The sequence below is a fragment of the Pseudoalteromonas sp. SR41-1 genome (assembly GCF_014164015.1).
GTDB classification, from domain to species: Bacteria; Pseudomonadota; Gammaproteobacteria; order Enterobacterales; family Alteromonadaceae; genus Pseudoalteromonas; species Pseudoalteromonas distincta.
The window spans coordinates 1-18,806 of sequence record NZ_JACJEK010000030.1 but is presented as its reverse complement, the minus strand read 5'-3'; the positions used below and the strand labels follow the sequence as shown (position 1 = coordinate 18,806).

At 37.9% G+C, this 18,806-nt stretch carries 18 protein-coding genes; 7 read left to right on the top strand and 11 right to left on the bottom strand.

The genetic code is table 11. From position 1 onward, the window contains the following. Positions 1-530: 530 nt before the first annotated feature. Positions 531-1,877 (top strand): N-succinylarginine dihydrolase, encoded by a 1,347-nt coding sequence (astB, locus tag H5118_RS19295; protein WP_182749772.1) that lies wholly within the window; start codon positions 531-533, stop codon positions 1,875-1,877. A gap of 80 nt (positions 1,878-1,957) precedes the next feature. Here the strand turns inward: astB and H5118_RS19290 are convergent, their stop codons facing one another. After that, positions 1,958-2,812, bottom strand: a complete 855-nt coding sequence (locus tag H5118_RS19290; protein WP_101216298.1) for a mechanosensitive ion channel family protein — start codon at positions 2,810-2,812, stop codon at positions 1,958-1,960. Between the two features lie 275 nt (positions 2,813-3,087). Between H5118_RS19290 and H5118_RS19285 the strand changes: the two genes are divergently transcribed. Next, a complete protein-coding gene (locus H5118_RS19285; protein ID WP_182749770.1) occupies positions 3,088-3,768 on the top strand; it encodes an SDR family oxidoreductase in 681 nt (226 codons plus the stop codon). Positions 3,769-3,816: 48 nt separating this feature from the next. Beyond that, a complete protein-coding gene (locus tag H5118_RS19280; RefSeq protein WP_182749769.1) occupies positions 3,817-4,497 on the top strand; it encodes an SDR family oxidoreductase in 681 nt (226 codons plus the stop codon). A gap of 131 nt (positions 4,498-4,628) precedes the next feature. Here H5118_RS19280 and H5118_RS19275 read toward each other — a convergent pair whose 3' ends face one another. From H5118_RS19275 to H5118_RS19260, 4 genes are all read right to left on the bottom strand, one after another. Then, on the bottom strand, positions 4,629-4,967 hold the full coding sequence (locus H5118_RS19275) for a hypothetical protein (protein ID WP_007586232.1): 339 nt from the start codon (positions 4,965-4,967) through the stop codon (positions 4,629-4,631). 206 nt (positions 4,968-5,173) lie between these two features. Then, on the bottom strand, positions 5,174-5,395 hold the full coding sequence (locus H5118_RS19270; RefSeq protein WP_101163131.1) for a hypothetical protein: 222 nt from the start codon (positions 5,393-5,395) through the stop codon (positions 5,174-5,176). 201 nt (positions 5,396-5,596) lie between these two features. Then, the gene (locus tag H5118_RS19265; RefSeq protein WP_182749767.1) at positions 5,597-6,022 is read right to left on the bottom strand and encodes a hypothetical protein; all 426 of its coding nucleotides are present in this window, start codon (positions 6,020-6,022) and stop codon (positions 5,597-5,599) included. Between the two features lie 119 nt (positions 6,023-6,141). After that, positions 6,142-6,615, bottom strand: coding sequence for a hypothetical protein (locus tag H5118_RS19260; protein ID WP_182749765.1), 474 nt, complete (start codon positions 6,613-6,615; stop codon positions 6,142-6,144). 398 nt (positions 6,616-7,013) lie between these two features. Here H5118_RS19260 and H5118_RS19255 point away from each other — a divergent pair, with 398 nt between their 5' ends. Then, on the top strand, positions 7,014-8,327 hold the full coding sequence (locus H5118_RS19255; protein WP_182749763.1) for a M20/M25/M40 family metallo-hydrolase: 1,314 nt from the start codon (positions 7,014-7,016) through the stop codon (positions 8,325-8,327). Between the two features lie 64 nt (positions 8,328-8,391). Here H5118_RS19255 and H5118_RS19250 read toward each other — a convergent pair whose 3' ends face one another. The 5 genes from H5118_RS19250 to H5118_RS19230 form a co-directional block, all read right to left on the bottom strand. After that, positions 8,392-9,189 (bottom strand): response regulator, encoded by a 798-nt coding sequence (locus H5118_RS19250; protein ID WP_182749761.1) that lies wholly within the window; start codon positions 9,187-9,189, stop codon positions 8,392-8,394. A gap of 121 nt (positions 9,190-9,310) precedes the next feature. Beyond that, entirely contained in the window at positions 9,311-10,027 is a 717-nt protein-coding gene (locus H5118_RS19245) for a Sir2 family NAD-dependent protein deacetylase (protein WP_182711793.1), read from the bottom strand. Further along, a complete protein-coding gene (locus tag H5118_RS19240) occupies positions 10,024-11,040 on the bottom strand; it encodes a kelch repeat-containing protein (RefSeq protein WP_182749760.1) in 1,017 nt (338 codons plus the stop codon). The genes H5118_RS19245 and H5118_RS19240 overlap by 4 nt, the downstream gene beginning before the upstream one ends. A 108-nt stretch (positions 11,041-11,148) precedes the next feature. Continuing rightward, a complete protein-coding gene (locus H5118_RS19235) occupies positions 11,149-11,334 on the bottom strand; it encodes an epimerase (RefSeq protein ID WP_024594980.1) in 186 nt (61 codons plus the stop codon). A 149-nt stretch (positions 11,335-11,483) separates the two neighbouring features. Continuing rightward, positions 11,484-12,359 (bottom strand): sensor domain-containing diguanylate cyclase, encoded by an 876-nt coding sequence (locus H5118_RS19230; protein ID WP_182197604.1) that lies wholly within the window; start codon positions 12,357-12,359, stop codon positions 11,484-11,486. Positions 12,360-12,838: 479 nt separating this feature from the next. Here H5118_RS19230 and H5118_RS19225 point away from each other — a divergent pair, with 479 nt between their 5' ends. The 3 genes from H5118_RS19225 to H5118_RS19215 are packed head-to-tail and all read left to right on the top strand — an operon-like array spanning position 12,839 to position 17,459. Further along, complete coding sequence (locus H5118_RS19225; protein ID WP_182749758.1) at positions 12,839-14,899, top strand: TonB-dependent receptor domain-containing protein; 2,061 nt, start codon at positions 12,839-12,841, stop codon at positions 14,897-14,899. A gap of 9 nt (positions 14,900-14,908) precedes the next feature. Continuing rightward, positions 14,909-15,436: a YfiR family protein gene (locus H5118_RS19220; protein WP_182197601.1), complete on the top strand. Its 528-nt coding sequence runs from the start codon at positions 14,909-14,911 to the stop codon at positions 15,434-15,436. A gap of 4 nt (positions 15,437-15,440) precedes the next feature. Beyond that, positions 15,441-17,459, top strand: a complete 2,019-nt coding sequence (locus tag H5118_RS19215) for a bifunctional diguanylate cyclase/phosphodiesterase (protein WP_182749756.1) — start codon at positions 15,441-15,443, stop codon at positions 17,457-17,459. Between the two features lie 92 nt (positions 17,460-17,551). On the opposite strand, the gene H5118_RS19210 is transcribed toward H5118_RS19215, so the two are convergent. After that, positions 17,552-18,187 (bottom strand): isoprenylcysteine carboxylmethyltransferase family protein, encoded by a 636-nt coding sequence (locus H5118_RS19210; protein WP_182711799.1) that lies wholly within the window; start codon positions 18,185-18,187, stop codon positions 17,552-17,554. Between the last annotated feature and the right edge of the window lie 619 nt (positions 18,188-18,806).

Genomic DNA, 18,806 nt, shown 5'->3' with positions numbered 1-18,806 from the left:
GTAGTGCTTCACCTCTTTGGTGCTAATCCTTAAGTATGTATTTACACTTAAATACTAAATACCTGATTTTTATTCATAAAATATTCAAGTTAATGTTGGCATACTTCTTCCAATAAACTGATGTGTTCAGTGAAAATACCAAGGAAAAACCATGTTCAATTTATACCATACCCTTTACCTTTTATGGCGTTTAGATATTAGCGTTTGGCAAGTTAATGATCCAACAAATACCCATACAACCGCTGATAAAGAACGCGCCTATGTTAAGTAACATCGTATTGTGTAAAGGCTTGGCATAAAGCTTAAATGTATAAACCTACTTTAGGCTAAGCTTTTACACACTATGAAATTTATATGTACATTTTAGTTAAACTTCAAATTAATCGTTCAATATCAAAACAACTCCCTTGTAATAAATTCCCCATTTAAAAACATCAAAAATTAGTAAAAACACTGCGTTTATAGCTTTGCAAGCAACCCTATTGCGTTGTATTGTTGCACCCTATTGAAAATTTTTAGTTGGAACGTGTATGAACGCTTTGGAAGTTAATTTTGATGGCTTAGTGGGTCCTACTCACAACTACGCTGGTTTATCGTATGGTAATGTTGCTTCGTTAAATAACGCAGCAAGCTTTTCAAATCCTCAAGAGGCAGTGCTTCAAGGCCTTGAAAAAATGAAAGCCATGCACGACAAAGGCCTAACCCAAGGTGTATTTGCCCCTCATGCGCGCCCCGACTTAAACGTACTGCGCCGCTTAGGCTTTACCGGTAATGATGCACAGGTAATTCATAAAGCATTTAAAGCTGACCCAATTTTATTACGCGCGTGTTATTCAGCGTCTGCAATGTGGACAGCCAATGCTGCTACGGTATCGCCATCTCCTGATACAACCGACGGCAAAGTACATTTTACTTCAGCTAATTTAAATAATAAGTTTCATCGTTCATTAGAGCCAGCAACCACTACGCGCTTATTAAAGGCTATGTTTAATAACGACAAATACTTTGCGCACCATACCCATTTGCCAGACCAAGGCTTTTTTGGCGACGAAGGTGCAGCAAACCATACTCGTTTTTGTGACAGCCACGGCGAGCAGGGCCTTGAAATGTTTGTATTTGGTGCCAGCGCGTTTAACAGCCAATTACCAAAACCCGCTAAGTTTCCTGCAAGGCAAACACTCGAAGCCTCAGAAGCAATTTGTCGTTTACATAACTTAAAAGATTCAAGCCAAATTTTACTACAGCAAAACCCAGACGTAATAGACCAAGGTGTGTTTCATAATGATGTAATTGCAGTAGGTAACGCCAACGTATTACTGTGCCACCAGCAAGCATTTTTAAACCAAGCTCTGGCACTGCAAGATATTCGCGAAGCGTATGTGGGCAATAAAGAATTTTATATTATTGAAGTACCTACCGATAAAGTAAGTATTACCGATGCTGTAAGTAGCTACTTATTTAATAGCCAACTAGTGAGCCTTGAAGATGGTTCAATGCTGTTAGTGGCACCACAAGAGTGTAAACGCAACAGCGCGGTTAACGCCTACATTGAAGAAATGATTATGGCTGATAACCCAGTAAACCAAGTGCAGTTTTTTGATTTACGCCAAAGTATGCAAAATGGCGGCGGCCCTGCGTGCTTGCGTTTACGTGTAGCCCTTAACGAGCAAGAACTTGCTGCGGTAAACCCTGAGGTTATTTTAACTGATACTAAATACACACAACTGTGTGACTGGGCAAAACGTAACTACCGCGACAAATTAGGCGCAAGTGACTTTGCAGATTCAGCCCTACTCACCGAAAGCTACCAAGCACTTGATGAGCTTACACAACTACTAAATTTAGGCTCAGTGTACGACTTTCAATTAGAAGGTTAATACCTCGTCAGCACAAAGGCTAATACAAAAATAGCGAGCAAAGGCTCGCTATTTTTATTCGTGTTTATGTTAATACATATTTAAGCATCTTTGTTAACAGTTATTGCCGACGCCATCGACTCCGATAAATGCAGCGTACGCTGCGGAAACGGAATACTCAGCCCAGCGCCTTCAATTGCTTCTTTAACACGTTTATTTAAATCCCACACGGTTTGCCAATAATCACCATTAACAGCCCACGCACGTAATTGAATGTTTACTGCGCTTTCGCCTATTGATGTCACCATTACTTTAGGTGCAGGCTCTGCAAGTAATCGGCTCTCTGATGCGGCTAATTCTTTAAGTACATTTAAGCCAACATCAATAGAGTCGGCATACGAAATACCCACCACTATATCCATTCGTCTTTTGCCATTACGGGTAAAGTTTTTAATATTGCCACCCCATACTTTGCCGTTAGGCGATGCTATATAAAGACCGTCGGTGGTTTTAAAAATAGTGGTAAACAGGTTTATTTCACTCACAGTACCAAGCGTGCCACTGGCATCAACAAAGTCGCCTATTTTAAAAGGTCTGAGTATTAGCAGCATAATACCCGCAGCAATATTGCTCAGCGTATTTTTAAGGGCTAAACCAATCGCTAAACCTGCAGCGCCCATTAGCGCAATTAAGCTTGCCGTATTAACGCCAAAAATATCTAAAATAAATAGCCCGCCAATTATATAAACTAAATAACCAGCAATACTCGATAAAAGCGGGAGTAGCGTACTATCTACTCTTTTTAATGGAGATTTAGAGTTTTTAATCGCTTTTTTAACCGAGCGTGCAATTAAGGCACTCGCAACTAAAATCACCAACGCTAAAATCACTTTGTACCCTAAAGTGATGATTGTTTCTGAATGGCTTTGCCAAAACGCTAAAAGTTTATCTTTCATGTTTGTTCCGATAAATGTGGCTGAAACTCAGCAAAATAATGGTTAAATCTAATAAAAACCGACTTCAAAAGAAGTGGCGCGAGTATATAGAATAAAAAATTTAAACCTATCTTTTTTAATCACTTATTTCAACTTTAAAAATACCGTTAAAACTATAGTTTTTGATACGTAAAGCCCGCCTATTTACGGCTAATTTATAGCGCCTATTCAATATAGGTTAATCGTTTATTGGTATGGTTATTTTAAGCTTTCAAGGTTCACAAAAGAGGTTATCTATGGGAAAAGAGAAAATAGTACTCATAACCGGCGCTTCAAGTGGTATTGGCGAAGCAACCGCAAAAATGCTGGTTAACAATGGTCATAAAGTAATACTTACCGCTAGACGCGAAGATAAATTAACTGAATTAGTAGAGTCATTGGGCTCAGATAACGCCATTAGCGTAGCCGCAGATGCAACCAACTTTACCGCGCATGAAAACGTTGTTGCTAAAGGCATTGAAAAATTTGGTCGTTTAGATGTTGCCTTTGCTAATGCAGGTAAAGGGCTAGACACTTTAGGGGTTGAAGAAGGCGACCCCGATGAGTGGTCCACCATGATCGACATAAACATTAAAGCCCTACTGTGGACTGCAAAACTAACAATGCCGCATTTACGCCAAAGCAAAGGACACTTTATTATTACTAGCTCAGCAACTGGTCGCAGAGCTGTTAAAGGCTCTATATACGGTGCAAGCAAATGGTTTACTTATGGTTTTTCTCAAAACCTAGCACAAGAAATTAGTGAATGGGATGGGCGTTGTACAACCATCACCCCTGGCGCTGTAAATACCCCTTTTACTGATGAAGCAAGACCTGACAAGTTATACCCGCAAGATGTTGCCGATGCTGTGCTATTTGCCATTGAGGCAAATCAGCGTAATAACATCAGAGAAATACATTTAAGACCCACTCATTAGTAAAACTATTCTCATAATTTTGAATATGTAAACATAGGAGAAATAATCATGGCGAAAGAAAAAATAGTCCTCATTACAGGTGCTTCAAGCGGTATTGGCGAAGCAACCGCAAAAACGCTGGTTAACAATGGCCACAAAGTCATTTTAACCGCCAGAAGCGAAGACAAATTAACTAAATTAGTTGAATCATTAGGCTCAAATAACGCACTTAGCGTAGCTGCAGATGCAACCGACTTTACCGCGCTTGAAAACGTAGTTGCCAAAGGCATTGAAAAGTTTGGCCGATTAGATGTAGCCTTTGCTAACGCAGGCATGGGTGTTTCAACCGCAGGCACCGAAAAAGGTGACCCCGATGAATGGTCAACCATGATTGATATAAACATTAAAGCCCTACTGTGGACTGCTAAATTAACACTGCCGCATTTACGCCAAAACAAAGGTCACTTTATATTAACCAGCTCTGCCGCTGGCCGTAAGCCAATTGGAGGCTCTATTTACGGTGCAACTAAATGGTTTGCTTATGGCTTTGGACAAAACTTAGCAGAGGAAATGAGCGAGTGGAACGGCCGATGTACTACCATCGCACCAGGCATGGTAAACACCCCGTTTTTTGATGAAGCTAAGCCCGACAAACTCGACCCACAAGATGTAGCCGACGCCGTACTGTTTGCTATTGAAGCAAACCAGCGCAACAGCGTACGCGAGATTTATTTAATGCCGACTAATTAACGTTGATTGGTTGAGTTCGGGCTGTCAGGTTTAATGCTAATGGTGTTAAACCTGATGGTTATTAGTACTTAGTTTGGGTTAGGTGTTAGTAGGTAAGAATGAATTAAAGGTATTACGCATTTAAAGTCTTATTAATTGCCAATGCTGCCCTTAAACCATATGTAAGCAAAATATAAGACAACGGCAATATATCCAAAAGAAATAATTAGGTTTACTTTCCAAAGGTTTAGCCAAAAATTGCCTCTGAAATAAGTGCGTTCTCTTACTTCATGGTTGAACAATGCTACTGAAGAGGGCACTAATATTAACGCAGACCAACCAAGTATAGGTAACACCATAAACATAATGCCTATGCCTGTACCTCCTGCTGAAGCGTCGGATGCTTCACCATCAATTGGGGCTAGCATCACGTAGCCTAAAATAAACCCAACAATCGCAAGTATAAAACCTAAAAGCTGAAATGTTCTCATTATTATCCTTGGCAACTAACGAGACTGTAAAATAACTCCAACAGCCAAATTCAATTAAAAAATGATCTCCTTTAATTAACCCTAAGCGTTTTTAAAGCATTACAAGATTTAGATTGGGTGTCACTGTAATTCACGCTGGAGCAAAACTAACTGTTTTTTGTCCTTATTGGATCGTCTTGTTATGTGGCAGTGTACTGTAAATTTTATTAAGCTTTAAAAGCTATAAATACACCAACAACACAAATAAGTTGAATGAAGTACACCGCTTGTAATACTTTCCCATTTTTAGCCGCTACAACAAAACCTGTAGAGTCAGAAGTTTTAGGCTTATAGGTAATAAAAAACAATAAATTTTTAAAACCACCAAAAGGGTTTATCCAAGAATTTTTACTTGGGTTCTCTATTTCTGAGTCTGAATGTTTTTGCATGTTATCAATGCAACTATTTTCCAAATAATTAAACAGAAATGAGCTTACGAATATCCATACCCAGATTATCAACCCTATAATTAGTTCAAATTGACTCAATGCTGACTCCATGCCACATAACGCTTAATATAACTGGAAAATACGAGCGCTTTACAGCGAGTAGTTTCCCAGTTGATGTTTTTGTTATACGCACATATTACGCTAATGTTTGGGAACATAGGTTTTACCCCACTTATTAGCCGCTGCCAAAGCAAAACCAAAATAGACAATACTAAAAACACCATTGAAAAATTCAAAATTTACTTCGTTGTTTACAGATTCAAAAGCGGCACTAAAAAGAGATATGAAAAATCCAAGTACAGCACTAAACCAAATGAATCTAATTATCACACCATAAACTTTCTCACTCAAAATCCCACTGTGTTCCTGAAAGCTCAGGAACACAGTGGTTATTTTATGACAAATATAAACCATCAATAACGTTAGCGGCGGTACTAAAATAGCTTCTACAACTTCATGAAATATTAGGCCAATTAACATAGCTAACGAACACCACACTAAAGGAATTTTAAAACCCAATATCTCAGTGTAATTTAAGTATTTTGGTTTAACAGCTTCGTTATTCAACTACATGTCCTTTGTGCGTATAACGCCCAATTAACAGGCAAAAAATAGTTGGTTAAAATTAGCGACGAAGGAGCAAAAACCAACTGTTTTTTGTCCTTGTTTAATTTCTTGTTAGGTGTTTATTTAGCCGAAACTATTTTAATGGATTTAAGGCAATCACCAGAAAATTCTATTGGCACCCTAGAGTGTCGAAAACCAATAATATCACTCCACTTATCAGTCTTTTTTGCACTTATTAACTCTAGGTTATCCAAATTAAACAGCATATGATACTCAAACTTCCCGTTTGTAGGTATGACATTAATCTTTATATATGGCGGCAAAGTCGTCGAGTTATGATACCAAGAAGCTGAAAAATCTAAAGCGTAATCACCTTTTTTACTAACTCCAATTTTATGTTTTACACACTCAGGAATTGACAACTTTTTACCTGCAACTTCTACAGTAAAAGTTTTAAGATCAAATGAGGAAGGTTCGTATGCTTTAGGAAGGCCAAAGAGTGCTCCGTCCGATTGAATCTCTAACCCAGTATTTTTATGAGCTAAAGAATAGCCACTAAAAATTATAAGAATGATAGTTGAAAATAATCGCATATTGATGAAAACACCTAACAATTTAGTCTACGACATTTGTCGTTTTACAAACCGACAAATGTCTTTATATTACAATGATTTTATCCTAGCTATAAAATAAACAACTGTAAACAGTTAGTTAGATTCGCCTTACCTTTTCTAAATGCAGCAAAACCCCAAAATGGTGGAGATCAGTAATATCAGACAAATTACTGTTTAGTTATGCAGCTTGATTATTAATTAAAAGATTATATTTTAAGTACCTGTGTTTAAACTAATAACACGTTCACCCTTTAACCCTTAAACTTGTAACTCGTTATTGCTTATAAAATTAGTTAAAAATCACAATCACCTTCTATTGAATACTGTGTATTTTTACTTCATATTAAATACTCTTATTTCTCACTTATTATGCTGTTATGTCATTTTTAAAATTTAGCTATGCACTTATTCTCACACTTGCTAGTACCTTACCGCTTACAAGCCATGCGGCGCTTGATAAAAACGAGCGTGAAATAGTAAAACAGGTCGATAAAAACATTCCCCATGCACTTAAAGAAATAGAGCAAGCCGTAAATATTAATAGCGGTTCGCTTAATATTGAAGGTGTAAAAAAAGTAGGGGCGCTGACAAGCGAGCAGCTTAAAGCCATAGGTTTTAAAGTAGAATGGCTTGATGGCAGTGCGTTTAACCGCGCAGGGCATGTACTGGCAACGCATGAAAGTAAAAACCCCGATGCAATAAAAATACTGATGATCGGCCATCTAGATACGGTATTTGCCAAAAACGATAACTTTACTACCTACAAACAGCTTGATGCCGATACGGCCAGTGGCCCAGGTGTAGCCGATATGAAAGGCGGTAACACGGTAATAATAACTGCACTTAAAAGCTTACAAGCCCTTAATTTACTCGAAAATGTAAGCATAAAAGTGTTACTAACCGGCGATGAAGAAAGCAGCGGTCGCCCGCTTAGCTTATCTAAACAAGCTATTGTTGATGCGGCAATTTGGGCTGACGTAGCGCTTGGTTATGAAAATGGCGATAACAATATAAAAACAGCTATGGCGGCGCGCCGTGGTTATACCGGTTGGACGCTAAACGTAACGGCAAATGCGGCGCATTCTTCGCAAATATTTAGCGAAAACGTTGGTTATGGCGCTATTTACGAGGCATCACGTATTTTAAATGATTTTAGAGAGCAACTTGCCACGCAACCTAATTTAACGTTTAACCCGGGGCTTATTGTGGGCGGTACAAATGCCGATTACGACAGTGCTAATTCGTCAGCAACGGCGTTTGGTAAAAGCAACGTAATAGCACAAACCGTGCATGTAGCAGGTGATTTACGCGCACTTTCACCAAAACAATTAGAAAACGCAAAAAGATCAATGCAACTTATTGCTAGCAACAGTCTAAATGGCAGTAAAGCAGAGCTTATTTTTGAAGACGGTTACCCGCCAATGGCATTAACTGATGGCAATAAAAAGCTATTAGAATTATACAGCGACGCAAGCCACGACTTAGGCTTCAACAAAGTAGTAGCCGCCAACCCACGCAATGCAGGTGCGGCTGATATTTCGTTTGCGGCAAACCATGTTGATATGGCACTTGATGGTTTAGGCTTAATGGGCAGCGGTGCGCACACTAAAAACGAAACAGCCGATTTAACCAGCCTTGATAAAAACATTAAAAAAACGGCATTACTCATTTATAGATTAGGAAAACTGTAATAGTAAATGTATTTTAAAGATGAGCGTAGGCCAAATAATAACCGTCCTACGCTTGTACTTACTTTTAAGACATTATTTTATACAGTAATTCTCGCACTGTGGCCGGTTCAAACGGTTTATCACAAATAGCATCAACTCCCGCTTGAGCAATATTAGCTAGGTGCGTTTCGTTGGCTTCTGAGCTCACCATTAAAATAGGAATATGTGAGTAGCTATTTGAGCTTCTAACGGCTTCTGTTAGTTCTCGCCCGTCCATTTCTGGCATGTTGTAGTCGGTTACTATTAAGTCAAACGGTTGGTTATTCAAGTGCTCAATAGCTTCTTTACCGTTTTCAGCTTCTATTGGTGCAGGTATTCCCATCCCTGCAAGTACACGTATTATGTGTTTACGCGCAAAGCGGCTGTCGTCTACCACTAAAACTCGCAGCAGCGTTACGTCAAAATGATCAAGTTCTACTTCTTCTTCGCTTATAATATCGAGGGTTGCTTTGAGTGCGCGGGTAATGGCTTTTGCGCTAAAAGGCTTAGGCAAAATAGCCAGCACACCCGATTGGCGTAATTGCTCAAGGTATTTTTTATTACGTTCGCTCGATATAAGCATAAAAGGTTGATGCTCGGTGATAGGGTTTGATCTTATTTCTTGCAATAGTGAGTCGGCTGTCCCGTCAGATAAATACATAGAGCTTATAACTAGATCAGGGTGATAACTTGCTAATAAGCTAAGCGCTTGTGTTTGTGTAGATGCAGTTTCAACTTGTTTTACACCACTTTCTAAAAGCGATTTTATTATTATTTTTTGCTGAACCTCTGAAGGCTCTACAAGTAAAATGGACAAGTTTGCTATTGCAGTTAAGTCGCTCATTCAGATCTCTTTAGTATTGTTATAATCAGGATAATAATAACATTTTTGACTCGTTAATATTATATAAAGAGATTGTAATATTTAAGAAAACATTACCAACCCCTTTAAAATATAGCACTTATTAATTAGATTGAATGTAATCTAATGCATTCATTTTTTTATATGTGACGTTAGCGTGCAAAATATGTGCAGGTTCAGGGTCAACCACTTCAACAGGAATGTCGTAATTTCGGGCTATTTCAATTGCCATTTGCGTAATATTGACGCTAAACGAGGTGCCCATAAATACAATTTTATCGGCGTTGAGCATACGCTGTTGTGCTTGTGTTATTCTGTAAAGCTCGGTGTAGTATTCGTCAAATAATAAAACAAAGGGCTTAAATGAATGGTTTAGCTCAGGCGTTTGGTTTTGAATATTAAATAGCTCAAAAAGAGACTCTTGCAGGCAGTTTTCGTCTACGCTATCCCACGGGGTGGCAAGTGGCGTGACTGGCTCACCTTGCTCATGAAATAAGGTCATTTGATCAAGCCTGCCGTGTATCGCTATGTAATTTTTGTTACCCGCTTTGCCATCAAGCCCATCTATGTTTTGAGTAATTAGGTTTTTGTCACTTAGCCAATGGTGTACGTCGTTTGGGCCATGGTTGCGATACGTTGCAAAGCGATGGTAATACCATGCTAAAAACTCTTTTGGGGCGTTTTGATACATTGCGCGCGTTGCCATTTCCATAGGCGTATAATTTTTACTGCCAATGGTCCAATAACCATCCTCCCCTCTAAAGGTGGGAATACCACTGGCTGCGCTGACTCCCGCTCCTGTAATGTAAAGAGTGTTCACTTTTCAACCTCGTAACCGAGCACGTTAGCGCTTACTTGCTGATTATTATCTATGCCGCCAATTCGATATAAAACCCCACTGTGCTCAAGTAAGCCACGATGATCCATGCTCTTTACTTCAACTGGGGATAAAATCTGCCATTCGTTTTTTTCGATACTAAAGCGCCAAACATGGTCACTTGCTGGTGCAGGTTTGCCGTCGTAACCTATTGCGCTGTAGTTATATGGGTTATTAGAGCCTGCCATCATATAAATATTGCCATTATAGCTGGTGGCTGCCATTCGGTAGTGAGCAGTGCCTGTTGGATGTGGCAAGGTACGCCAATCTATTTTTTGTGGGTTAGTTGAATCTATTGTGCCTTTTAAGCACTGTGCTACACCTGCAAACGAGCGACGCGAATCAGGATTAGCTTGTGTTTTAACGCCATCACAAATAACAATGGTGTTACCACTAATAGCAGCGGCTTGGCCAAATACGGGCTCACCTAAAAATGGCGAGGCTTGTTGCCATGTATTATTTTGCGTGTCGTATACTTGTACTAAGTTTACGTTGCCGTCGTTATGCCAACCGCTAATTAGATAAATGTAACGCGCTTTGTAGCTCAGCGCTACGCTATCGTCTACGGGTACTGGCATGCTAGCAAGGTGAGTGTAGGTATCTTTTATTACGTCGTACCTATATACGTCGGGGCTTGAAACTTCAGTATGATCCTCTGCTACCGTATAACCGCCAAACACATAAGCGTACTCGCCTAAGCCGACTGCGGTGCTTGCTAAGCGCCCTTTTAATGGCAAGCTTGAAGGCACACCAGTTTTAGATTGCCACTGTGAATCGCCAACTTTAAGCGTCCACACTTTGTTATGCACTGACGAGTATTGTTTATCGCGCCCCAGCCCCATAAAGCTTAAAAAGTAGGGCTGGTTTTTTACAATAACTTTAGCCACAGCATTATTTGCAACAGGCTCAGGTAAAGCGGGAAGGCTTGCTAACGCAAGAGAAAAAAGAAGGCTCATAAGGCAAATAATTTAATAAGAATTAATACGCTCAGATTAAATTATTTTAGCCTTGTGAGCCAGTATTGTTATATCAAAATAATCAAACGCTTTTGATTAGTAACCATATTAGTAGGCAATACTAATATGCTGATTTACGTGCGCTGCATTTTGCGCTACATCAACCATTGCTGTTGCGTAATCAGTGACCGAAACTTTGCTTTCGCCTGCATCATTAGTAAAAAATGTATTACTGCCTATACGGTAATTGCCTTCATTATCACCCAGACATAACTTGTGCAGTTTATTTATCAAGGAACTACCTACAAACTGCTGTAAGAGCATTTATAGGTTTTTAACGCAGCGCTGGAAAACCGCTATTAAAAATGTGGCGGTAAGTAATGTATTGTAGTTAAGGGCGTTGTGAAGATGAGCTGTCTAAGGTGGTAGTTCAGCATAATTTTTTAAGGTAAATAGGTTACGTTATCTAAGCCTTGTTGTTTATTTTTGTACATAGCTTGATCAGCATATTTTATAAGTTCGTGATCTGTTTGGCCGTGCTCTGGGTAGTTTGCAATACCAATACTAGGTGAAATATTTAGTAGTACGTCATCTAACTTAAAGACAGCTTTAAACTCAGTGAGGACTTTATTTTTTATTCTGACGGTTTCGTGGCTAGAACTTAAATTATCTAAAATAATTAAAAATTCGTCTCCACCTAAACGCCCTACTGTGTCGTAATGCCTAACCGACGCTGAAAGCCTTTTTGCTATAGCACATAAAAGCTTATCGCCAGTTTCGTGTCCGTGGGTGTCGTTTACTGCTTTAAAGCCATTTATGTCTATAAACAGTAAAGAAAAAAATGTGTTGTTTGTAGTTGCACTAATAATTACTTTTTCTAATCGCTCCATCAATAAAGAGCGATTAGGCAAACCAGTTAACACATCGTGCCGAGCCATGTAATGGAGCTGCTCTTCCATTACTTTTCGCTCAGTTATATCGTGCGCTACTGCAATTCTTACTTGATGTTGCTCTGACCAACGAACAGACCATAATATATGGACTAATTGACCATCTTTTCTCATCCAGCGGTTTTCAAAGCGAGGGTTTACCGTTTCGCCAGACAATAGCGAAGTTACGGCGTTATGCGTTTTGTAATGATCACCTTCGTAAACATAGTTAATCATCTTTTTGCCTACAACTTCGTCGGCCGTATAACCAAAAATTTGCTCAAATGCTGCGCTTACAAAAACAAATGTGCCTTGTTTATCTACCACACAAACGGCATCAAGCATTAAATCGAGTACTTCTTCTACATTAATTAATTCATTTTTTATCATACTTTGGTGCCTTTAAAGCAAAACCAAGCAAATTTAAGTATTCTATATAGCTTTAACAAAAGCAAAGATAATTAAACCACAATCGCAGATAACACAGGGCTAGGTATAAATTGTGCCCATATAATTAATATTGCTTTGAGAAGCATGACACGAAAAAGTTAAGATTAAATATTTAATAACCATAAATACTTTGAAGTTATTCTGAAATAGACTAAATTTTAAGTCGTATATAAACATATAACTATCAGCTATTTACATTTTACTGACTCTTTAATAAATATACTTATAAAGTTCATTTAACTATATTTTTACAGTTCAATTGGGCGAAATTAGACCTTTTAACTACTACAAAATTAGCTACCTTGAGTTAATCTCATTTATGCTTTTACACTGTTAATGTATGTTAATATTGTGTGATATCACATGTATTACAAAAACAAAGACTGTTTTTGATTTTTGATTGCGCTGGAGACTTTTGGGTGAAAATATCACAACGTTTGTTTTGGCCATTACTTTTTGTTTGCCCTCTCTTAACGGCCGAGCCGTTTGAAGATAAAGACCTCGATCTTGATGCTTTAATGGGCATGGATGTACAAGCAACTTCTGCGATGAAAAGAGCACAATCAGCATTTGATACCGCCTCATCTATTTATGTATTAAGTAAAGAACAAATTACTAACTCTGGTGCTACATCAGTACCTGAAGCACTGAAAATGGTGCCTGATTTAATTGTACGTCAGCTCGATAACAATCAATGGGCTATTTCATCAAGAGGTATTGCCTCTCGATTTTCTAGCAAACTATTGGTTATGATTGACGGACAAAGCTTATATACCCCAAAATTTGCTGCAGTTTATTGGGAAACACTCAACGTTCCTTTGTATGACATTGAGCGCATTGAAGTAATACGCGGACAAGGCGGATTACTTTGGGGTAGTAACGCAAATAATGGCGTGATTAATATCATTACTAAAAACAGTATTGATACTCGCGGTGGATACGCAAACGTAACAACTGGTAATCAAATAAATGTTGATGCAAATCTTCGTTACGGTGGTGATATAAGTAACATAGGCAGCTACCGTGTGTATGGTCATGTAAAAGATGCGAATGAATCAAAAAAAGGGATCTTACTCGCACCTAACGATACAACTAAACAAAATTCTTTAGGTTTTCGGGCTGACTTTACCCCTAATGATGAGTGGTCTGCGCTACTACAGGGGGACGTTACTCACTCAACACTTGGTCAAAACTACCGAGGTGTTATAGATAAAACCAACGAAAACATTTCATTCTCAGATGATTTAAAGCGAACAGACTCACGCATAATGGCACGCCTTGAAAACAGAGTGTCGCCCGATGCCAATCAAATGCTACAAATTTCTTGGCTGAAACAAAATGGTTCCCAAGATTATATTAAAGAAGATTTTGAATCGATAGATATTGATTATCAAATGAACTTCATATACCAATCTCTACAGCTAGATTGGGGATTAAACTACCGGTATAACTCTATCTCTTTCGCAGAAAGTGTATTTTTAGATAGCGATAAAAACTTTGATAACCTCAAACAGTTTGGTGCACTTGTTCAAGCTCAATACAATGTGACGCCTGATACACTCGATTTTATTATTGGTACTAAGCTTGATCATAACGATTTAACTGGCTGGGAAAATCAACCGTCAGCAAGGCTTATATACAAACCAGTAGATAACCACCTTACTTGGGGTGCTATATCGAGAAGTGTACGTACACCAACATTGATTGAATTTAACGACAACTTTAAAGTTAATGGTACTGAAATTAAAGATCTTACCGGTTTAAGCTCTGGCTTTGGACAAATAGACGACTACCGAATTGCAACCTACCTAAATGGTAACGACAAAGTTAAATCAGAAAACTATCTATCTTATGAATTAGGCTACCGTTTTACTGCTAACGATTGGTCATTGGATCTTTCTACTTATTATACCGATGCTAATAACGTAGCGGTTATTGATATGAATACGCATGCTGAACAATTCACTCCTATACTTGAATTATTTCTAGCAGGGAGAATCCCAGAAGTATTTCAAGCACTAACAATGACTCGCATAGATTTAGACTTTGCATCTGTAGCAGACACGAGCACTAAAGGGTTCGACCTAGTTGTATCGTGGCAACCTGTTGATAACCTCAATACTGAGTTTGGTTATAGTTACACCGATTATAACTACGATTTACCTCCTCGAGTAGAGCCAGCAATCGGCTATGACTCTAAAAACAAGCAGTTATTTGCAAAAGCCGATTATTCTTTTTTAAACAACCATAATGTGTTTGCGACATTGCGCGCAATTAACTCAAATGCATATAACACTGATAATTACACAACGTTAGATGTTAGTTGGAATTGGCAAGCAACACCTGTGTGGTCTACTGCAATTTCGGGTAAAAACCTCTTTGCAGGTTCACATATTGAGTACAATAATACGGGCGAAACCTATACATTACCAAACTATATTGATGAATGTATTACATTTACAATTTCAGCAAATTTCTAAGTTAATTAGATGATTAAATTAAGAAGTTTAATTCACAGTAGCTTAATAACGTTGACACTTTTTAGTTCCAGCATTGGCGCTGTTGAAAAAGAATACATGCTAAAAGCAGGCTTCTTATATAACTTTGCACGTTTTGGACACTGGGATTATCATTTAGAATCTCTTAATGAATTTATTATTTGTAGCCCTGATAAATACTTTATTGATGCGGCTAACAACGCTTTAAAAAGTCGCACTATAAAAAACTTACCTCTATACAATAAATTAATCACTCTTGATGAAGTAACAACCTCGGCGTGTAACATGCTATTTATTACCTCTGATACATTTATCGAATGGCAAAACATAACACCTTTAGAACTGAAAAACGTTATGCTCATTGGTGAAACAGACACATTTATTGAAAATGGCGGTCATATCAGGTTTTTTCTTTCCAGTGGTAAAATTCGCTTTGAAATTGCTCCGAAGCAGCTTAAAGATGCAGGTATTACTATGAGCTCAAAAGTGCTACGCCTTGCCCGCGTTGTAGATAGGTAGTGCAATGAAAAAACTATTTGCATTAAATACGATGAGCAAAAAATTACTATTTATCTTAATGAGTGTTGCACTTGTATCAACCGCGACAGTAACCATTGTATTTAGTGCTTATGAAATCACTAGCGCTAAAGAGGAACAAATAGAAAGCTTGGGCTCTCTGTCAAAAATGCTTTCACCGAATATAACTACAGCACTTATGTTTGATGATATAGATGCAGTGCAAGAGCTTATAAACCCAATACTTATACGCTCAGATGTTATTAGTATAATGGTAACAAGTATGACTGGTGAGCAACTTGTTATTGCGCAATCCGAAGATGAAAATATGGAGCAAAGTATTGAAGTAAGTACACCCCTTCAGCTCGATATGCATGATTACGGTATATTAAAAATACGCGCTAACAACAGCTACATTCAAGACAGAATTACTTTTTACTTTAAATTTATAATGATTTTGATGGTATTCACCTTTGCCATCAGCCTAATTTTATCTCTTTTATTAAGGCGTCGCTTTTTAAACCCTATTTTATATTTAGCTCAAACAGCAAATAAAATAACCACATCACATGATTATAGCTTACGCGCTAAACAGCTATCACAAGATGAAGTAGGACAATTAACCTCTTGTTTTAATGTAATGTTATACAACATTGAGCAAAGAGAAAATTCATTAGAAAACCAAGTTAGACTGCGTACTAATGAACTTGAAAATGCGAATATTCAGTTGCAACAATATGCCTACCAAGATGGATTAACCGACTTACCGAACAGGCGTTATTTTTACGAAAAACTACAAAGCTTAGTAAGTATTAAGGGAATGAAGTTCGCCCTTATATTCATCGATTTGGATGGCTTTAAAGAAGTAAATGACAGCCTAGGTCACGACTACGGTGATTTACTCTTACACCAAGTAGCCACAAGACTGCAAAGTTGTATAACGACTAAAGATACAGTCGCACGTTTAGGTGGTGACGAATTTACATTAATTTTAGAGGGTGTAAATAGCCCGGATGAAGCATCAAAAATTGCCGAAGCTGTAAAAAGCAGCTTAATGCAGAGCATTAAAGTAAAAAAAGAGACAGTCTATGTTACTGCAAGCATAGGTTTAACATTTTTCCCTGCTGATGGTTTAACAGTAGAAGAGCTCGTTAGACGCGCTGACCAAGCAATGTATTTATCTAAAAATAAAGGGCGGAATCGCTATGAATTTTTCTCTTATGCTATAGAAGAAAAAGCCACAGAAAAGCGTCGTCTAATAGAGGAGATACGCACTGCAATTGTTAAAAACCAATTTGAATTATTTTACCAACCTATATTTTCAATTGACGGGAAATCAGTACCAAAAGCTGAAGCTCTAATTCGTTGGAATCACCCTGAACGAGGCCTAATAGGGCCAAATGAATTTATACCTGTCGCTGAAAAAAACGGATTAATAAACGATATCGGCCAATGGGTAAAATCTCAAGCAATTCAAGATACCGTCCAATTCAATGTTTTAAGTGAAAAGGCAATTCAAGTCAGTGTGAATACATCACCTCTTGAAATTGACCGTGCTGGTTGCTGGGTGGATGAATGGATTGTAGCAAGTAAAAAGTATCAACTACCCGCAAACACCATTTTAATTGAAGTCACTGAAAATACTTTAATGGATCCCGACTCGTCAATACAACGACAATTAAAACGCTTAAGCACTATTAATATAGATATTGCGATTGACGACTTTGGTGTTGGTTATTCTTCCTTGGCGTATTTACAGCGCTTAGATATAGATATTTTAAAAATAGATCGCTCATTTATCAACGATATAGAATCAAACGATAATAGTATTGCTCTCGTGAAAGCTATTATCACTATGGCTCACAATCTAGACGTAATGGTAGTTGCTGAAGGAGTTGAGACACAAAAACAGTATGACCTATTAAAGCAGCTTGCTTGTGATTATATTCAGGGCTACTTCTTTTCAAAGGCAATTACTAAACAAGAGTTTATGGGAAAATACATAGAACAAAAAGAAGTGATCTAATTTTTGTCTATCGTGTGAACCTTTTACAATTCAATATAGAAAACCCCATAACTCTTAATTTACATTCAATATACTTATAGCCTTACCTCAAGCTATAACCAGCGAGGGACAAGTAATTTATACTCTTTATATTGTGTAGAAAAACGATGGGTCAAATGAGCTTCCTCAACTAAAGTTTGTCTATATATAGCAATTAAACCAACCACTAAGCAGATCAAACTAAATATACTAGGTAAGGCTAAAAAGAAACCTACTTGTGCTGCTACGATACCTAAATACATCGGATTTCTAGAGTATTCATATAATCCTGATGTTTTAAGCTCATGTGGTCCCTTAGGATCAATTCCTGAACGCCAAAGGGCTGCCATCTGAAAATGTACAAACATCGTTAAAATAAAGCCTGCGGTCAATAATACATCGCCAAATAATACGCCTGGCCAGCCATTGAGTATTGGGAATAGCCCAAGATAGCTATCTAACTCAGGTACAAACACTCTCACTACACATACAAACCAAATAGCAGCTCTGAAAAACTTAAAAACCATATGGTTCCACCAACTAGTACAAAATTTATCACCGGGATAAATAACGCCTGATGGTGTATTTCGATTTTTATAAATAATTCTAAATGTGTAAAATCCGGCAACAAAAGTATAAAAAATAGCTAAGTAAACTCGGGTAAATTCAACTAGCGATGCAGAGTCATCTACAAATGTTTCATAAGGCATTTAAGTTACAGCTCACAATCATTATTGGTAGTAATTTTAAAACAACTAAGCCAATAGATTTAGTTATAAGATCATGAAATCATATTAGTATTCATTGCCCTCATAAACAAGCTAAGTCTGTGGTTAGTTAACGAGTTATAATCAACTAATCAAACTAATTTATAAATTCTGTTTGATACTTCACCTAAACAACTGCTTACACAAACCGAAAACGTAAATTCGGTAGTTCACAATTTTATTTTTATACCAATTCGCTTAATTAAGTGATCTATTTTTCCGCCCTACTTGATGGTGTTGGTATGAGTGTATATTAATTGCGCACATTTCACTTTTCTGCAGGCGTAAAAAAGCCCGACTATTTCTAGTCGGGCTCTCTACAATTTGAAGTCGGTGCGCTACGCAGTAGGATGTCGTAGTGCCACAGCGGTAGAAAGTCAGATAGCAAATGCTACACTATCTTTGTGGCGCGATATGAGTGGGTGTTAATTACGCGTATTTCACTTTTCTGCAGACGTAAAAAAGCCCGACTATTTCTAGTCGGGCTCTCTACAATTTGAAGCCTGGTAATGTCCTACTTTCACATAGCAAATGCTACACTATCATCGGCGCTGTTTCGTTT

Coding starts and splice junctions, on each gene's coding strand:
- H5118_RS19270 (WP_101163131.1), bottom strand. CDS start 5,395: ATGCAAAAACATTCAGACTCAGAAATAGAGAACCCAAGTAAAAATTCT.
- H5118_RS19255 (WP_182749763.1), top strand. CDS start 7,014: ATGTCATTTTTAAAATTTAGCTATGCACTTATTCTCACACTTGCTAGT.
- astB (WP_182749772.1), top strand. CDS start 531: ATGAACGCTTTGGAAGTTAATTTTGATGGCTTAGTGGGTCCTACTCAC.
- H5118_RS19215 (WP_182749756.1), top strand. CDS start 15,441: ATGAAAAAACTATTTGCATTAAATACGATGAGCAAAAAATTACTATTT.
- H5118_RS19280 (WP_182749769.1), top strand. CDS start 3,817: ATGGCGAAAGAAAAAATAGTCCTCATTACAGGTGCTTCAAGCGGTATT.
- H5118_RS19220 (WP_182197601.1), top strand. CDS start 14,909: ATGATTAAATTAAGAAGTTTAATTCACAGTAGCTTAATAACGTTGACA.
- H5118_RS19260 (WP_182749765.1), bottom strand. CDS start 6,615: ATGCGATTATTTTCAACTATCATTCTTATAATTTTTAGTGGCTATTCT.
- H5118_RS19250 (WP_182749761.1), bottom strand. CDS start 9,189: ATGAGCGACTTAACTGCAATAGCAAACTTGTCCATTTTACTTGTAGAG.
- H5118_RS19290 (WP_101216298.1), bottom strand. CDS start 2,812: ATGAAAGATAAACTTTTAGCGTTTTGGCAAAGCCATTCAGAAACAATC.
- H5118_RS19240 (WP_182749760.1), bottom strand. CDS start 11,040: ATGAGCCTTCTTTTTTCTCTTGCGTTAGCAAGCCTTCCCGCTTTACCT.
- H5118_RS19210 (WP_182711799.1), bottom strand. CDS start 18,187: ATGCCTTATGAAACATTTGTAGATGACTCTGCATCGCTAGTTGAATTT.
- H5118_RS19275 (WP_007586232.1), bottom strand. CDS start 4,967: ATGAGAACATTTCAGCTTTTAGGTTTTATACTTGCGATTGTTGGGTTT.
- H5118_RS19285 (WP_182749770.1), top strand. CDS start 3,088: ATGGGAAAAGAGAAAATAGTACTCATAACCGGCGCTTCAAGTGGTATT.
- H5118_RS19230 (WP_182197604.1), bottom strand. CDS start 12,359: ATGATAAAAAATGAATTAATTAATGTAGAAGAAGTACTCGATTTAATG.